This is a genomic window from Caballeronia mineralivorans PML1(12), from assembly GCF_001028175.1.
GTDB lineage: Bacteria > Pseudomonadota > Gammaproteobacteria > Burkholderiales > Burkholderiaceae > Caballeronia > Caballeronia mineralivorans.
Window position 1 is genome coordinate 1 of sequence record NZ_AEJF01000232.1, and the last position, 14,336, is coordinate 14,336.

General features: G+C 62.8%; 14 protein-coding genes. 9 read left to right on the forward strand and 5 right to left on the reverse strand.

What is annotated here, in order from left to right:
• Window positions 1-396 precede the first annotated feature (396 nt).
• The 4 genes from EOS_RS38635 (at window position 397) to EOS_RS38650 (ending at window position 4,629) form a co-directional block, all read left to right on the forward strand.
• Window positions 397-1,410 carry a 2-keto-3-deoxygluconate permease gene (locus EOS_RS38635; protein ID WP_047897504.1) on the forward strand — a complete coding sequence of 338 codons (1,014 nt, stop codon included), beginning with the start codon at window positions 397-399 and terminating at the stop codon, window positions 1,408-1,410.
• Complete coding sequence (locus EOS_RS38640; RefSeq protein WP_047897505.1) at window positions 1,407-2,705, forward strand: four-carbon acid sugar kinase family protein; 1,299 nt, start codon at window positions 1,407-1,409, stop codon at window positions 2,703-2,705. The genes EOS_RS38635 and EOS_RS38640 overlap by 4 nt, the downstream gene beginning before the upstream one ends.
• Before the next feature lie 72 nt (window positions 2,706-2,777).
• Window positions 2,778-3,779, forward strand: a complete 1,002-nt coding sequence (pdxA, locus tag EOS_RS38645) for a 4-hydroxythreonine-4-phosphate dehydrogenase PdxA (RefSeq protein WP_047897506.1) — start codon at window positions 2,778-2,780, stop codon at window positions 3,777-3,779.
• A gap of 70 nt (window positions 3,780-3,849) precedes the next feature.
• Window positions 3,850-4,629 carry a DeoR/GlpR family DNA-binding transcription regulator gene (locus tag EOS_RS38650; RefSeq protein WP_047897507.1) on the forward strand — a complete coding sequence of 260 codons (780 nt, stop codon included), beginning with the start codon at window positions 3,850-3,852 and terminating at the stop codon, window positions 4,627-4,629.
• Between the two features lie 56 nt (window positions 4,630-4,685).
• On the opposite strand, the gene EOS_RS38655 is transcribed toward EOS_RS38650, so the two are convergent.
• The 4 genes from EOS_RS38655 to EOS_RS38670 form a co-directional block, all read right to left on the reverse strand.
• Window positions 4,686-5,996 carry an RNA polymerase sigma factor gene (locus EOS_RS38655; protein WP_075645474.1) on the reverse strand — a complete coding sequence of 437 codons (1,311 nt, stop codon included), beginning with the start codon at window positions 5,994-5,996 and terminating at the stop codon, window positions 4,686-4,688.
• The gene (locus EOS_RS38660; RefSeq protein ID WP_047897508.1) at window positions 5,993-6,400 is read right to left on the reverse strand and encodes a VOC family protein; all 408 of its coding nucleotides are present in this window, start codon (window positions 6,398-6,400) and stop codon (window positions 5,993-5,995) included. Before EOS_RS38660 ends, EOS_RS38655 begins: the two co-directional genes overlap by 4 nt.
• Window positions 6,401-6,593: 193 nt before the next feature.
• Entirely contained in the window at window positions 6,594-7,007 is a 414-nt protein-coding gene (locus tag EOS_RS38665) for a YciI family protein (RefSeq protein ID WP_047897509.1), read from the reverse strand.
• A 208-nt stretch (window positions 7,008-7,215) separates the two neighbouring features.
• Window positions 7,216-7,563, reverse strand: coding sequence for a YciI family protein (locus tag EOS_RS38670; RefSeq protein WP_047897510.1), 348 nt, complete (start codon window positions 7,561-7,563; stop codon window positions 7,216-7,218).
• A gap of 149 nt (window positions 7,564-7,712) precedes the next feature.
• On the opposite strand from EOS_RS38670, the gene EOS_RS38675 reads away from it, so the two are divergent.
• On the forward strand, window positions 7,713-8,144 hold the full coding sequence (locus EOS_RS38675) for a YqaA family protein (RefSeq protein ID WP_047897511.1): 432 nt from the start codon (window positions 7,713-7,715) through the stop codon (window positions 8,142-8,144).
• Between the two features lie 68 nt (window positions 8,145-8,212).
• Here the strand turns inward: EOS_RS38675 and EOS_RS38680 are convergent, their stop codons facing one another.
• Entirely contained in the window at window positions 8,213-9,037 is an 825-nt protein-coding gene (locus tag EOS_RS38680) for a hypothetical protein (protein WP_053064198.1), read from the reverse strand.
• Window positions 9,038-9,644: 607 nt separating this feature from the next.
• On the opposite strand from EOS_RS38680, the gene bcsD reads away from it, so the two are divergent.
• The 4 genes from bcsD (at window position 9,645) to bcsA (ending at window position 14,190) form a co-directional block, all read left to right on the forward strand.
• Window positions 9,645-10,100: a cellulose biosynthesis protein BcsD gene (bcsD, locus tag EOS_RS38685; protein ID WP_047897512.1), complete on the forward strand. Its 456-nt coding sequence runs from the start codon at window positions 9,645-9,647 to the stop codon at window positions 10,098-10,100.
• 201 nt (window positions 10,101-10,301) lie between these two features.
• Complete coding sequence (gene bcsP / locus EOS_RS38690) at window positions 10,302-11,198, forward strand: cellulose biosynthesis protein BcsP (protein WP_047897513.1); 897 nt, start codon at window positions 10,302-10,304, stop codon at window positions 11,196-11,198.
• Window positions 11,195-11,983 (forward strand): cellulose biosynthesis protein BcsQ, encoded by a 789-nt coding sequence (gene bcsQ, locus EOS_RS38695; protein WP_047897514.1) that lies wholly within the window; start codon window positions 11,195-11,197, stop codon window positions 11,981-11,983. Before bcsP ends, bcsQ begins: the two co-directional genes overlap by 4 nt.
• Window positions 11,980-14,190: a UDP-forming cellulose synthase catalytic subunit gene (gene bcsA / locus EOS_RS38700; RefSeq protein WP_047897515.1), complete on the forward strand. Its 2,211-nt coding sequence runs from the start codon at window positions 11,980-11,982 to the stop codon at window positions 14,188-14,190. The genes bcsQ and bcsA overlap by 4 nt, the downstream gene beginning before the upstream one ends.
• The last annotated feature ends 146 nt before the right edge of the window (window positions 14,191-14,336 follow it).

The window sequence follows — 14,336 nt, forward strand, 5'->3', positions numbered from 1 at the left end:
TGCGCCTCGGTGGGCGCGGCGAAAAGCCGGCTAAACCAGGCCGCGACGGCCGGATGGAAGCTGTCGAGCGGGTGGGAAATCGATGATCTTGCAGCGGTCATGACGCTAGTTTATTAGCGGCGGGGAAAGCGTGGTTGTCCGCGTTCAATCCGCAGGGTAACGGTATGTGCCTGAGCCATACGCAACCGGGAAATCCGGGTATCGAGGTCGCAGAAAACGCGGCGCTTTGCATGCAGCTCATTTCCCAGCCACCCTCACAATGATCGAACCAATCATCCAAACGATCGATTTGCGCATTTCCCTCCACAGGACTACACTTCAATTTGACTGTTTCAATCAAATATGTGATCGATTCGAGCATCGCACTCGAGCTCACTCGTCAAACAGGAGACCCGTATGGCCCAGCTTCCTATCAAGCGCTCGATCGAGCGTGTTCCCGGCGGCATGATGATCGTGCCCTTGCTTCTCGGCTCGCTAGTCGCGACGTTCCTGCCCGGCATGCCGAAGTTCTTCGGCTCGTTCACCAACGCGCTTTTCACCGGCGCATTGCCGATCCTCGCGGTGTTTTATGTATGTATGGGGGCGAGCATCAACATCAAGGCGACGCCTTATCTCCTGAAGAAAGGCGGCGCGCTGTTCGCGGCGAAGATCGGCTCGGCGATTGTCGTAGGTGTCGTGCTGGGGCATTTTCTCGGCGAGCAGCCAATCTCTTCCGGTCTGTTCGCGGGCATCTCGACGCTCGCTGTCGTCGCCGCGATGAACGACACCAACGGCGGTCTCTACATGGCGCTGATGGGGCAATACGGGAGGTCCGAAGATGTGGGCGCGTACACCATCATGTCGCTGGAATCGGGACCGTTTCTCACGATGGTCACGCTGGGTGTCGCGGGGCTCTCGGCGTTCCCGTGGCCTACGCTCGTCGGCAGTATCCTGCCGCTCGCGGCCGGCATGCTGCTCGGCAACCTGGACCGCGAAATGCGCGACTTCCTCGCGCGCGCCGTGCCGGTGATGATCCCATTTTTCGCACTCGCGCTGGGCGCCAGTCTCGACCTGCACAAAGTCTGGCAAGCCGGTTTGCTCGGCATCGGACTGGGACTGGCGGTGGTTGTCGTGACCGGCATTCCGCTGTATTTCACCGACCGCCTGACGGGTGGCACCGGCGTGGCCGGCGTGGCGGCGGCCAACACGGCAGGTAATGCGGCGGCTGTTCCCGCGCTGATCGCGGCGGCGAATCCGGTCTACGCAGAGGCCGCCAAAAGCGCGACACTGCTGGTCGCGGCGTGCGTAGTGGTGACTGCTATTGTGTCGCCCATCCTGACGGCGGCCGTCGCGAAACGCGTGAACGCCAGAGCTGAAGAGCGCCGTACCGTGCCGAAAACGCAGAAGGTGCAGAAGGAGGCCACGCGATGAACCCCCGCGGCATCCTGATCGTCGCCGACGATCTCTCCGGCGCGGCCGACTGCGCAATCGCGTTCGCTGGAGCGGGACGGCGTACGGTCGTCACGCTGGAGACATCGACTGTGATAAACGCCGGTGCCGATCACGTTGATGTGATCGCCGCCGATACCGACACGCGCCGCCTCTTGCCGCAAGACGCGGCGCGCCGCACCGCCGACACGTTCAACACGTTGAACGCGCCCGGCAGGCGTCTGTACAAGAAAATCGATTCGACGTTGCGCGGCAACTGGGCCGCCGAAGTGGCCGCTTTGCAGCCGCTGGCCGGGCTGGCGATCGTCGCGCCCGCGTTTCCTGCCACCGGCCGCACGTTGCAGGGTGCACGCGTGCTGGTGCATGGCGAACCGCTGGAAAGCACGGATACGTGGAAGCTGGAAAACGCCGGCCGGCCGGCGAATGTCCTGACGATGCTCGAGGAAGCGGGCCTGCAGTGCGAGTCCATCGACGTGAACACCCTGCGCGGCGAGGCCAACGTGCTACTGGATCGGATCAAGGCAACGGCGACGAAAGGCACACAAGCACTGATCGTCGATGCTCATACCGGTGACGACCTTCAACGGCTCGCGCGAATCACCGCGCAACTTGACCACCCGCTGTTCTGGGTCGGATCGGGCGGACTGGCGCGCGAACTGGCGGCACTGTCCGATCTGTTCGATGCCCCGCCCCGCGAAACCCTCGTCCACGAGAAACAGGATGGCGCGATCCTGGTCCTGGTCGGCAGCCTCTCCGCCGTGTCCGAACGCCAATGTGCGATGTTGCGCGAGCGTGCCCGCGTAAGCGAACTGATCGTGCCGCCGGCGGTTTTGCGCATGGGCAGCGAACACGCGCACTGGCCCGAGTGGCAATCGAGGATTGGCGATTATCTCGCGCGGCATCTCGACTTGCTGGTGCGCATCGGTCGCGACGATGCCTTCGATCCGGCGGAGGGCGCGCATCTGTCCACCGCACTCGCCGCGCTGGTGGCGCCGCATTTCAGGCATGTCGGCGGCTTGATCGCGACCGGCGGCGAAACCGCCCGCGCCATGCTGAGCGCAGCCGGCATCGGCAGTCTCGATCTGCTGGCCGAAGTCGAAGCAGGCGTTGCGGTAGCGCGGCCTTGCGTGCCGCATCCGGCCCGTCCCGCGGTCGTCACCAAAGCCGGCGCGTTTGGCAGCGAGCACGCGCTGTTCGGCGCATGGGAGCATTTGCAGAGACTGCCACTGCCCGCACCGCCGCCGCGAACACCGGCCGCAGCCACTAACACGCATTAACGCAATGAACGCGAACACGACATTTACGTCGCCTCAAAGCGCCCTCACCTACACGGAGTTCAACGAACCATCATGAGCAACACTCTTCCCGTAATCGGCATCACGATGGGCGATGCTTCCGGCGTCGGTCCCGAGATCGTCGTCAAGAGTCTCACGCATGACGTGGTCTACCGGCAGTGCCGTCCGCTCGTGATCGGCGATGCCCGCAGGCTCGAACAAGCCAACGACATCGTGCATGGCAGCGCGAAAATCCGCCGCATCAAGGATGCGTCGGAGGCGAAGTATGAGGCGGGCACGATCGACTGTATCGACCTGGACCTGATCCCCGACGACCTGCCCTTCGGCCAGCTCTCGGCGGTGGCCGGTGACGCCGCGTATCAGTACATCGCGCGCGCCGTCGAGCTGGCGCAAGCACAACAGATCGACGCGATCTGCACCGCGCCGCTCAACAAGGAAGCGCTGCACGCGGGCGGCCACAAGTTTCCGGGGCACACCGAAATGCTCGCGCATCTGACGGGCGTGAAGGAAGTCTCGATGATGCTCGTCGCGCCGCAACTGCGCGTGATTCATGTGACAACGCATATCGGCATCATCGATGCGATCAGGAAAATCGAGCCCGGCCTCGTGCAGCGCACGATCGAACGCGGTAATGCGACGCTGGTGAAAGCGGGGATTGCGAAACCGCGTATTGGCGTGTGCGGTATCAATCCGCATGCGGGCGAGAACGGCTTGTTCGGTTATGGCGAGGAAGAAGAAAAGATCATCCCGGCGGTCAAGATCCTGCAGGAACGCGGGCTCGATGTGACGGGTCCGCTGCCCGCCGATACGCTCTTTTTCCGCGCCGGCCGGGGTGACTTCGATCTCGTGGTCGCGATGTATCACGATCAGGGACACGGGCCGGTCAAGGTGCTCGGGCTTGAAGCGGGCGTGAACGTGACGGTTGGGCTGGAAGTGATCCGCACGTCGGTGGATCATGGGACGGCGTTCGATATCGCGGGCAAAGGTATTGCCGATGAACGCAGCCTGCTCGAAGCACTGCGCCAGGGCGCGGAACTCGCGACGCGGCGCGGGTGAGCGGAGCGGCGGATCAGCACACGCGCTCGTGTAACATCGGCGGCCTTGTTATCCGCATGAGCTTCCACCGATGAAAGCAGCCGACCGTCACCGCGCCATCCTCGATCTCGTCCTCACACGCGACGCCAACGTAGAGCAGTTGAGCGAGGCGCTGGGGGTATCGGAGGCGACGGTGCGGCGCGATCTCACCATGCTCGCGAAGGAGCGCCGTCTCGTGCGCACGTATGGCGGCGCGACTGCGCTGGTCGGTGCGCATGAACCGGAAGCGTCGCTGGAGGAACGCAAGTCGGCGCAGCGCGAACAGAAGGAAGCGATTGCGCAGGCCGCGGCGCTGCATGTCAAGGATGGCGACACCGTGTTGCTCGATGGTGGCACGACCTGCGCTGCGCTCGCGCGTCATCTGAGCGCGCATCGCGATTTGCATGTGGTGACCAATAACCTGCTGGCGGTGATGACGCTCGCCAATGTGCCGGGCATGCGGATCACGCTGATTGGCGGCGATTTGCGGGCATCGAGTATGAGCACGCTCGGGCCGCTGGCGGAACTCGTGCTGAGCCGGTTGAGCGTGGATATTGCGTTTCTCGGCGCCGATGGCGTGGCGGCGGATTTTGGTTTGTGCGAGGCCAGTGCGGAACAGGCTTATCTGAAGGACTGCATCATTCGCCGTGCCGCGAGTGTGGTGGTGCTCGCCGATGCAGACAAGCTCGGACGCACGCGGCAACAGCACTGGACACCACTGGAACGGGACTGGCGGTTGATTACGACTACGCTTGCGGATGAAATCAGGCTGGCGCCGTTTCGGGCTCTGGAACGGGTGATCGTAGAAGTCGCGCCTATGGGCGTGGAGTAGGTTTTGATACGATCAGGTCGATCGCCTCGGCTAACTTGCCGCCGCGAAAGCCCGCTTCATTCCCTCATCCCCTTCATCTCCGCCGCCCGCTCCAGCAACAACTCCCGCTCGCGCACATTACGCGCCATCGCGGCGGCACGCTCGAATTCCACCCGCGCTTCTTCGCGACGGCCCAGCTTCGCCAGCAGGTCGCCCCGCACGCTCGGCAGCCAGTGGTAATTCGCCAGCACGGCATTCGAACGCAGCTCGTCGACTATCTCCAGCCCTGCCGCCGGACCAAACGCCATCCCCACCGCCACCGCGCGATTGAGCTCCACCACGGGCGACGGCGCGACCATCGCCAGCGCATCGTATAAAGCCACGATCTGCGCCCAATCCGTATCCTCCGCCCGCCGCGCACGCGCATGACAAGCCGCCAGCGCACCTTGCAACGCATAAGGCCCGCGCGCGCCGTTCAGCGCCTCCGAACGCTCCAATGCGGCGAGGCCGCGACGGATCAACAACGGGTCCCATCGGCTGCGGTCCTGGTCCATCAACAACACCGGCCGGCCGTTCGCATCGGTTCGTGCATGGGTGCGCGATGCCTGTATCTCCATCAATGCAACCAGCGCGTAGACCTCGCTCTCGTCAGGCGTCAAACCCGCGAGAATCCGGCCGAGACGCAACGCGTCATCGCATAACGATGGCCGCATCCAGTCATCACCGGCCGTCGCCGAATACCCCTCGTTGAAGATGAGATAAATGACTTCGAGCACCGACGCAAGCCGCGCCGCCCGCGCATCGGCTTTCGGCACCTCGAACGGCACCCGTGCCGCCGATAAAGTCCGCTTCGCCCGCACGATGCGCTGCGCGATGGTCGGCTCGGGCTGCAGGAACGCACGCGCAATCTCGTCCGTGGTCAGCCCACCAAGCAGCCGCAACGTCAACGCGACCCGCGCATCGACGGACAGCACCGGGTGACACGCCGTGAACACGAGCCGCAGCAAATCGTCGCCAATATCGTCCTCACGCGCGGCATCCAGCGCATCCACGAAATCCGGCGTGACGTGCTCCTCGCGCGCATCCATGTCGAGTCCCAACTCCTCGTGCTTGCGGGCGTGCAGCGCATCCTGCCTCAAACGATCCAGCGCCCGATGTTTCGCCGTGGTCATCAGCCACGCCCCCGGGTTGTCCGGCACGCCATCCACACGCCAATGCTCAAGCGCCGCGATCAGCGCATCTTGCGCAAACTCCTCGGCAAGCGACACGTCGCGCACCATTCGCGCCACGACTGCAATCACCTTCGCCGATTCCATCCGCCACACCGCTTCTATCGCGCGGTGCGTGGCCTGTTCCTGGCTGCCGGACGTGCCGGAAGCTCCGCTCACGGCGCGCCCGCCGCGTTCGGATCCATGTACACGAACTCCCAGGTGTGGCCGTCGAGGTCATCAAAACCGTGGCTGTACATGAAGCCGTAGTCCTGCGGCGGTCGCGGTGCCTTGCCGCCCGCTCGCACGGCCTTCGCCACGATGTCGTCGACCTCGGCACGGCTCTCGCACGACAGGCACGTGAGCGCTTCCACCTGCTCTTTCGGGTCGATGATCGTCTTGGAAGTGAAGGTCTGGAAGAACGGCTTCACCAGCAGCATGGCGTAGATGTTCTCGCTGATAACCATGCCCGCGGCCTGGTCGTTGCTGAACTTCGGGTTGAAGCTGAAACCGAGTTCGCCGAAAAAGGCGCGCGATTTCTGCAGGTCCTCGACCGCCAGGTTCACAAAGATTTGCTTATGCATTTTGTTATCCTTCAAGAATGGATAGGTGGTGTTAGCGGGTTTCCGCCAGCGTCTTCAGATTGCTCAATCCGTCTTCGACGTCACCGCCGACGATGCGGTCCATGCCGAAAAATACCGGCAAGCGAAATGATTTTGAGCATGGATGATCCCCTTCGGGTGCGGGACTGGACGCACGATGGAACCGCTGCGGGCCTCATCGCCGTGCCCCTTCGAGTTCGCGGAAACGCTCGATCGATTCCCCCGAACCGATCTCGTCCAGTTCATACAACTGCCGCACTTCGATTTCGCCGCTTTCGCGCTCGCCCATCGGCGATGGAAAACGGCGCGCCCATTCCATTGCTTCTTCACGCGAGCGCACCTGGATCAAGGTGTAGCCCGCAATCAGCTCGCGGGTCTCGGGAAACGGCCCATTGATGACGGTTCGCCGGCCGCCCTCATAACGCACGCGCCAACCCCTGGCGCTTGGCTGGAAACCGCTCGCGTCAAGCAGCACGCCCGCTTTCGCGAGTTCTTCGTGGTAGGTCGCCATTGCGCTGGTCAGCGCGTCCTCAGGCAACGCTCCCGCTTCGCTTTTTTCGGTCGCCTTGACCAGGATGATGAATCGCATCGCCGTTCTCCTTCTGCTGTGAAAACGAGAACGCTGGTTGCGCTCTCATCCCCACGACGAATGACGCACGGAGAAATCGACAATTTTTCTGCAGCCGAGGGTTAACGCGGGGTAAAGCTGGGCACTGGGACAACGTCCCGAGACGCCACAGAAAAGTGGCGTAATAACGCCGCGTAGTAAGCCGGCGCATAAAAAGCCGCAAGCCCGCTTACTCCCAGCAGGGACCGACCTTGCGCACTTCGACCTCGCACCACTCGGCGGCCGGGCACGCTGTTGCAATCTCGATAGCCTGTTCCTTCGTCGTGCAATCGAGCATGTAGAACCCGCCGATCATTTCCTTCGCTTCGGCGTACGGTCCGTCGATCATGCTCGTCTGGCCGTCGCGTTTCTTGACACGTACGCCGCCCGTTGCGAGCGACTCACTCGCGATCAGCAAACCACGCTCTTTCAGTTCCGCGCCGAATTCGACCATACGCTCGTAGAGGAGCTTGCCTTCGGCTTGCGAGCGCTCGGCCCGCTGTCCAACAGGTTCGGCGATGAGCAGCAGATAAGACATGATGTCTCCTGGAATGAGGTTTTCAACCGGCCTTCAAGGTATCAAGTGTGGCCAGACCTTTCAATCCCTCGATACCTCAGCCGATGCCGAGGATCGCCGAAAAGCGGCTAAGCTGTCGCCCTCTTTCACGGTTGCCCGCGTTTTCTCTCATGGTCGATTTATCTGTATATGGCGGGCTTTTCGCGGTTGCGCTGGTCGCGGCGACGCTCTTTCCGCTCCAGTCCGAAGCGTTGCTGGCGGGTTTGCTGATCGCCGGCAAACAGCCGGTCTGGATGCTCGTCGCGGTGGCGAGCGTGGGCAATGTGGGGGGCTCGACCATCAACTGGGCTATGGGGCGCTCGATCGAAAAGCTGCGGGAGCGCCGCTGGTTCCCGATCAAGGCGCGCGCGCTCGAGCGTGCGGAACAGTGGTACCGGCGCTTCGGGCGCTGGACGCTGCTGTTGAGCTGGACGCCGGTGATCGGCGACCCGTTGACCATGATCGCGGGCGTTTTACGCGAGCCCTTGTGGTCGTTCTTGCTAATCGTGGCGATCGCAAAAACGGCACGTTATGCGGTGATCGCTTTCTTGCTGACGATGTGACGCTCCTGGCTACTGCCGTCCAGCCGCTCGCGTGGTGCGACACAATCGGCCCAATCGATTCGATCGACTTACTTCGCCGCAGCGTGGCTTAGCCGGCGCAAGCGCGCCTGATGATGCCGCGCGCTCAGCCGCTTGAACAGGCTGCCGGCGTGGGGATCGCCGAAATGGAACAGCGCGGTGCAGCGCACGCTGGTTGGCAGGCACGGCTGGTTAGCGTGCAGCGAGCGCATTCCCCAGAAGAAATAGATATTGCCCGGCCGCATGCGCACCGTGCGCGCCGACATCGCCCGCTGCACCGCGCTTCTCTTCCACAGGCGGCAAGCGAGCGGACTCTCGACAACCAGCTTCTCGACGATGTTGAACACAGGCCGCCGCCGCACGCCGCGCAGGTTCGGGTACATCACAAGGTCGCCGGGCAGTTCTCCTTCGCCATCGGGAATCTGCAGTGGAATCAGCGCGGTGACCACGTACGAATCGTAGTGAAAGAGCCAGGAATGTTTGGCACCCGTGCCGCCTGACAGCGCCCGGATGGACGTGGCAATGCGTGATTCGAGGGGCGCTTGCTTCATCTCGTGGCTATACAGTTCCGCGAGGGCCTTGTGCAATGCCGCAGACGTCGAGAGCGCCGCGAGCGGGCTGTCCAGTATCCAGTCCGGGCCGGCCAAACCGAGATATTCGACGTTGCGCCGCTTCAGCTCACCGTCGATGTACACCCGCATGCTCTCGATCAGCGGCGCCGCGATCACGTCGCGCAGCACGGCGAAGCCGGTAGTGTCCATGGCCTGCGCCAGCGCGTCGATATCCGCGGCGGACAAGCTTGGCAACGGATCGGCGGCGAACCCGGCGTCCAGATGCTCGGCAAACCGCGCAGGCGCCGCTACGTCGATGTTCATTGTGTCCCCGTCTGGTAAGCAGCTTTGGCAGAGTCCGGAAAATCATAGGTTGCCTGACCAGCACGCAATGCGCGCTCGCCCACACATTGGATAACAACGGCTTACAGAACTGAATCGAGGAAGGGGACGACGTGTGATGTGAACGCATGCATCCGGCGAGCGATGGCTTCTGTAATAACCGGCGAACGAGCGGGAAAATACGGCATGGAGGCAGAAACGACCGCGTGAAACTGCCCGGCGCACCCGAATCCAAAAACCCGCCGCGGCCCACCGGAACGGTATCGGCGCAACTTCGCGACACAAGCGTGCGACGCAAGATTAAACTGACAATTGAATTTGTTGATTAAACGTTTGCGTCAATTGTCTGAATGCTACATAAACTGGACAAGACGAATTTTTTGCCCTCTGTTTGCGGCTTTAACCACAGAACTATTTGCTAATGTGCGTTAAGTGGCAAAAACAAATCGCCTTGAAGTAGACTCCCGGCTTACTGGTAACCCGTACCACTATTACCGCCGGTTGCGCTACAACACAATGTAATTAGTACTGGTACCGCAGGCATTGTTTTTTGCGTTCATTTTGCTGAAAGCCTTCCCCCTCTAACACCATGGCCATGACTCTCGACTACCTGCTGGATCGGCAAATTTCTTCGCAATGGCGTGGCGTGCTGGTCGCCCTGGCGGAAGAGTTCGATACCCAGATCGGCCGCGACGAGCTACGTCAGTTAATGCAACGGGTAGGACGCCGTTTTGCCGCCGCCCACCCGTTGCCGCCGTGCGGCACCACGCCCGAACTCGGCGCCGCATTGAATGCGGTCTGGAATGACGTCGACTGGGGGTTTGTCGAAGTGGGCGACGAGCCGGATTATCTGCGCATCGTCCATTGTTGCCCGCCGTTGCTCGCGTTCGGCGCGAACGCACTTCCGTGGACCCCCGCGTTTCTGGAAGGTGCGTATCAGGAATGGTTAAGCGCGCTCGGCGCGCAAGGATTGTCGGTTGTACAAGCAGGCGAGTTCGACGAAAGCGCTGCAGTCGAGTTCAGGCTTGGCCGTTATAGCAACTGAGGCCAGATCCGGCTTGCGGGTCAAGCCGGAAGCTGAATCTGGAGTTCACTTAACCCTTGCTCATGCAGTATCGGTCCGGCATCGGATCAGGCAGTCAATCAGGCATTGCCCGCATCAGCGCCGAAAGCGCGCGAGACGTCACCGGCCAGTGAGCGTCGAGGCACGGGCCAAAGTACAACCGAGAGTACGAGGACGCAGCACATGAACCCTTCGCGCGATATTGAGAAGCTGTTCGACAAATTTGGCGGCGATGCCGGCAATTATCAGGAAATCGGCCGCGAAAACGAGGCGATCCACGCCCGCACGCGCTGGCCGCTGCTCGCGACACTCGACCTCTCGCAGCCGTCTATTCCGAACATCGCGCCTCGCCGCGATGCCTTGCTGCCACAGACGCACGATCGCTCCGGCGAGCATCGCAGCGTGCCGAACAGCCTCACGCAACCGCCGGGCGCGGCGCCGCTCAACCGGGGCAAACCGCCGCTGTTTGCGCGCGCTCATCGCAAGACGGTTCCGCCGGTCGCCAACGTGAAGCTGCCGGACGCGCCGGTCGGTGCAGCGCGTTTTTCGGCTTTGGCCGATGTGGTCGAAGAGACGTCGAACGCGGAGGAAGCCGCAGCCGTGCCGGTAGTCGCCGCACAGCCGCAACCGCCCTTGCAGCCTCTGTCGCAAACATTGTTAAGACCGCAACAAGCGCAACAGCCACAACAGCTGCAACCACGCTCGCAGCCACTCGCCACGCCCGTGCCTGTATTCACGCCTGCCCAACCCACCGGTTTCGCAGCGGCACTGCAACGCTCGCGCCCTGCTGTCAAACCACCGTCGCTGCCGCGCGTACCCACACCTGTAGCAGTGACGGCTTCAGCGCCTGAACCCAAACCCCAATCGATCCTCGGCAAGCTGTTCCGGCCGCAAGCGCAAGCTCAGCCTGCGCCGCAAGCGAGCGCCCCGCCGCCGGATTCGCTGGAGTCGATGTTCCAGCGTCTGCGTGGACCTGTCGTGCCGGCGCCAGCAGCGGCTCCGGCACCCGTCAACTCGCCGCTGAAAGCGCCGGCCCTGGTCGCCGGTTCGTGGCTCGCCAAGCGCAACTCACCGTCATGAAAGTCATCACCGTCGTCTCGGCCAAGGGCGGTGTCGGTAAAACCACGCTCGCGGCGAACCTGGCCTCGGTGCTCGCCGCACGCGGGCGGCGCGTCATCGCGCTCGACCTCGATCCACAGAACGCCCTGCGCCTGCATTTCGGCATTCCGCTGGACAGCATCGACGGCCTCTCGCGCGCCACGCTCGGCGGCGACGCATGGCAAACCGTGATGTTCGACGGCGTCGACGGCGTCACGGTCCTGCCGTACGGCGCGGTGGTCGAAGACGACCGCCGCCGCTTCGAGACGCACATCGACCGCGACCCGCAGTGGCTCGCGCAAGCGCTCGACAAGCTGGGACTCGATGCCGCGGACGTCGTCATAGTCGATACCCCGCCGGGATCCTCGGTCTACACGCGCACGGCTCTCTGCGCGTCGAACTTCGCGCTGAACGTGGTGCTGGCCGATGCCGCTTCGTACGCCGCCATCCCGCAGATGGAACGCATGATCGACGCCTACGCCACGCCGCGCGCGAACTTCGCGGGCACGGGGTACGTGGTGAACCAGGTGGACCAGTCGCGGCAGTTGACGAAGGATGTGCTCAAGGTGCTGCGCAACCTGCTCGGCAACAAGCTGTTCCCGGGTGTCATCCATCTGGACGAAGGCGTGAGCGAATCGCTTGCCTGCGACACCACGCTGATCCATTACGACCCGTTGAGCCAGGCCGCCGCCGACCTTCGCGCGTGCGGCGAATGGCTCACCCATGCAATCGATTCCACGCAGCTCTCGCCGAGGAGCGTCGCATGAGCAAGCCACGCGCACGATCATTGTCCGAGGCCGACGAAGTTCCATCGCGGTTGGAACAGTTCGTCGATTCACGCATCTGGAGCAGCCGGGTCTTTACGACGCTGCTCACCCTGTTCGCCCTCACGACGATGTACTTCGTCTGGACGGTGCCGCTCGCGTTCGCCGAGCAACTGGCGTTCGCGTGCGTCTGCTTCGCGTTCGCGCTCGCGTTCCGGCGTCTGCGCGGCCAGTACGCCACGCTGGTGATGATCATGCTGTCCGTCGCGGTCACCGGCCGCTACATGTACTGGCGGCTGACCGAGACGACCGTCTGGGAACGTCCGCTCGACGCAGCGTGGGGATTGCTGCTGGTCTCGGCCGAGGTCTACTCGGCGATCGTGCTGATGCTCGGTTATTTCCAGACCGCCTGGCCGCTGCAACGCAAGCCGCTGCCCCTGCCGGAAAACCGCGATGAATGGCCGACCGTCGACGTCTTCATCCCGACGTATAACGAGCCGCTCAGCGTCGTCAAGCCGACCATCTACGCGGCGCTTGCCATCGACTATCCAGCGGACAAGATATCAATTCATGTTCTCGATGACGGCCGCCGTCCCGAGTTCAAGGCGTTCTGCGAAGACGTCGGTGTCACCTGGACCATCCGCACGCACAACCGGCATGCGAAGGCCGGCAATATCAACGAAGCGCTGAAGATCACGAAGGGCGAATATCTCGCGATCTTCGACTGCGATCACATTCCCACGCGCTCGTTCCTGCAGATCGGCCTTGGCTGGTTCCTGCGCGACAAGAAGCTGTCGATGCTGCAAACGCCGCACCACTTCTTCTCGCCTGACCCGTTCGAACGCAACCTCGGCACCTTCCGCAAGGTGCCGAACGAAGGCGAGTTGTTCTATGGGCTGGTACAGGACGGCAACGACCTCTGGAACGCGACCTTCTTTTGCGGCTCATGCGCGCTGCTGCGCCGGACGATGGTGGAAGAGATCGGCGGCATTGCGATTGAAACGGTGACGGAAGACGCGCATACGGCGCTGAAGCTGCACCGCCTCGGCTATACCACCGCGTATCTCGCGATCCCGCAGGCAGCGGGGCTTGCCACCGAAAGCCTGTCCGGCCACATCGGCCAGCGGATTCGATGGGCGCGCGGCATGACGCAGATTTTCCGTATCGATAACCCGTTGACCGGCAAGGGTCTCAAGCTCGGTCAGCGGCTGTGTTACCTGAACGGGATGATGCACTTCTTCTACGGCATCCCGCGTCTCGTGTTCCTCACCGCGCCGCTGTCGTACCTGTTTTTTGGGGCGCACGTGATCCACGCGGCGGCCGGCAGTATCGCCATCTTCGCGCTGCCGCACATGATGCACGCGAGCATCACGAACTCGCGCATGCAGCGCTCGTTCCGGCATTCGTTCTGGGCCGAAGTCTATGAGTCTGTGCTGGCGTCGTACATCACCGCGCCCACCCTGCTCGCGCTGATCAACCCGAAGCTCGGCAAGTTCAACGTGACGGCGAAAGGCGGCCAGATATCGAAGGATTACTTCGACTACGCCATCTCACGCCCGTACCTGATCCTGCTGGTGCTGAACCTGCTCGGGTTTATCGCGGGGATCGTGAACATCTACCTGCACTGGGACGTGAACAGTGAAGTGAACACGGTCCTGCTGAACCTCGCGTGGACCACCTACAACATGCTGATCCTCGGCGCGAGCGTCGCGGCCGCGAGTGAGCGCCGGCAAGTGCGCACGACGCATCGGGTGGAGATGAAGATGCCCGTGATGCTCAAGTTCTCGACCGGCCGCACCCTCGCCTGCGAAACCATGGACTACTCGGAGGGCGGCGTGGGCGTGAAGCTGCCTGGTGACCTCGAAGTGCCCCTGCACGAGAAAGTCACGGTCTCGCTATTTCGCGGCGATGAAGAATATGCGTTCCCGGCGACCGTCGGTTTCACCGCCGTCGGGCGTGTGGGACTGCGTTTTTCGGCACTCACGCGCGAACAGGAATTCGAGTTCGTGAAGACCACCTTCGCCCGCGCCGATGCCTGGACCAACTGGTCCGAAGGACGCACCCCGGACGCACCGCTGCGCGGCTTGCGGCATGTGCTGGTGGTAGGCATGGGCGGGATCGGCGCGTTGTTCGAGCATCTTTTCATCGACGCCCGCAACTGGCTGACGACCCGTTCGCCCGACGTTAAAAAACTGAAGACCAAAGACTGACATGGGTAAGGGAATTTCGATGCTGCGCCTTGACAACGAACGAGGCGAACAGGACATGACGGGTTTCACCCCGGTTTTTACCCCATTAAGCTCCCGCCCCATTCCCCGTGCCCTGATGCGCAGCCTGGCCTGCTGGCTCGCGTTGC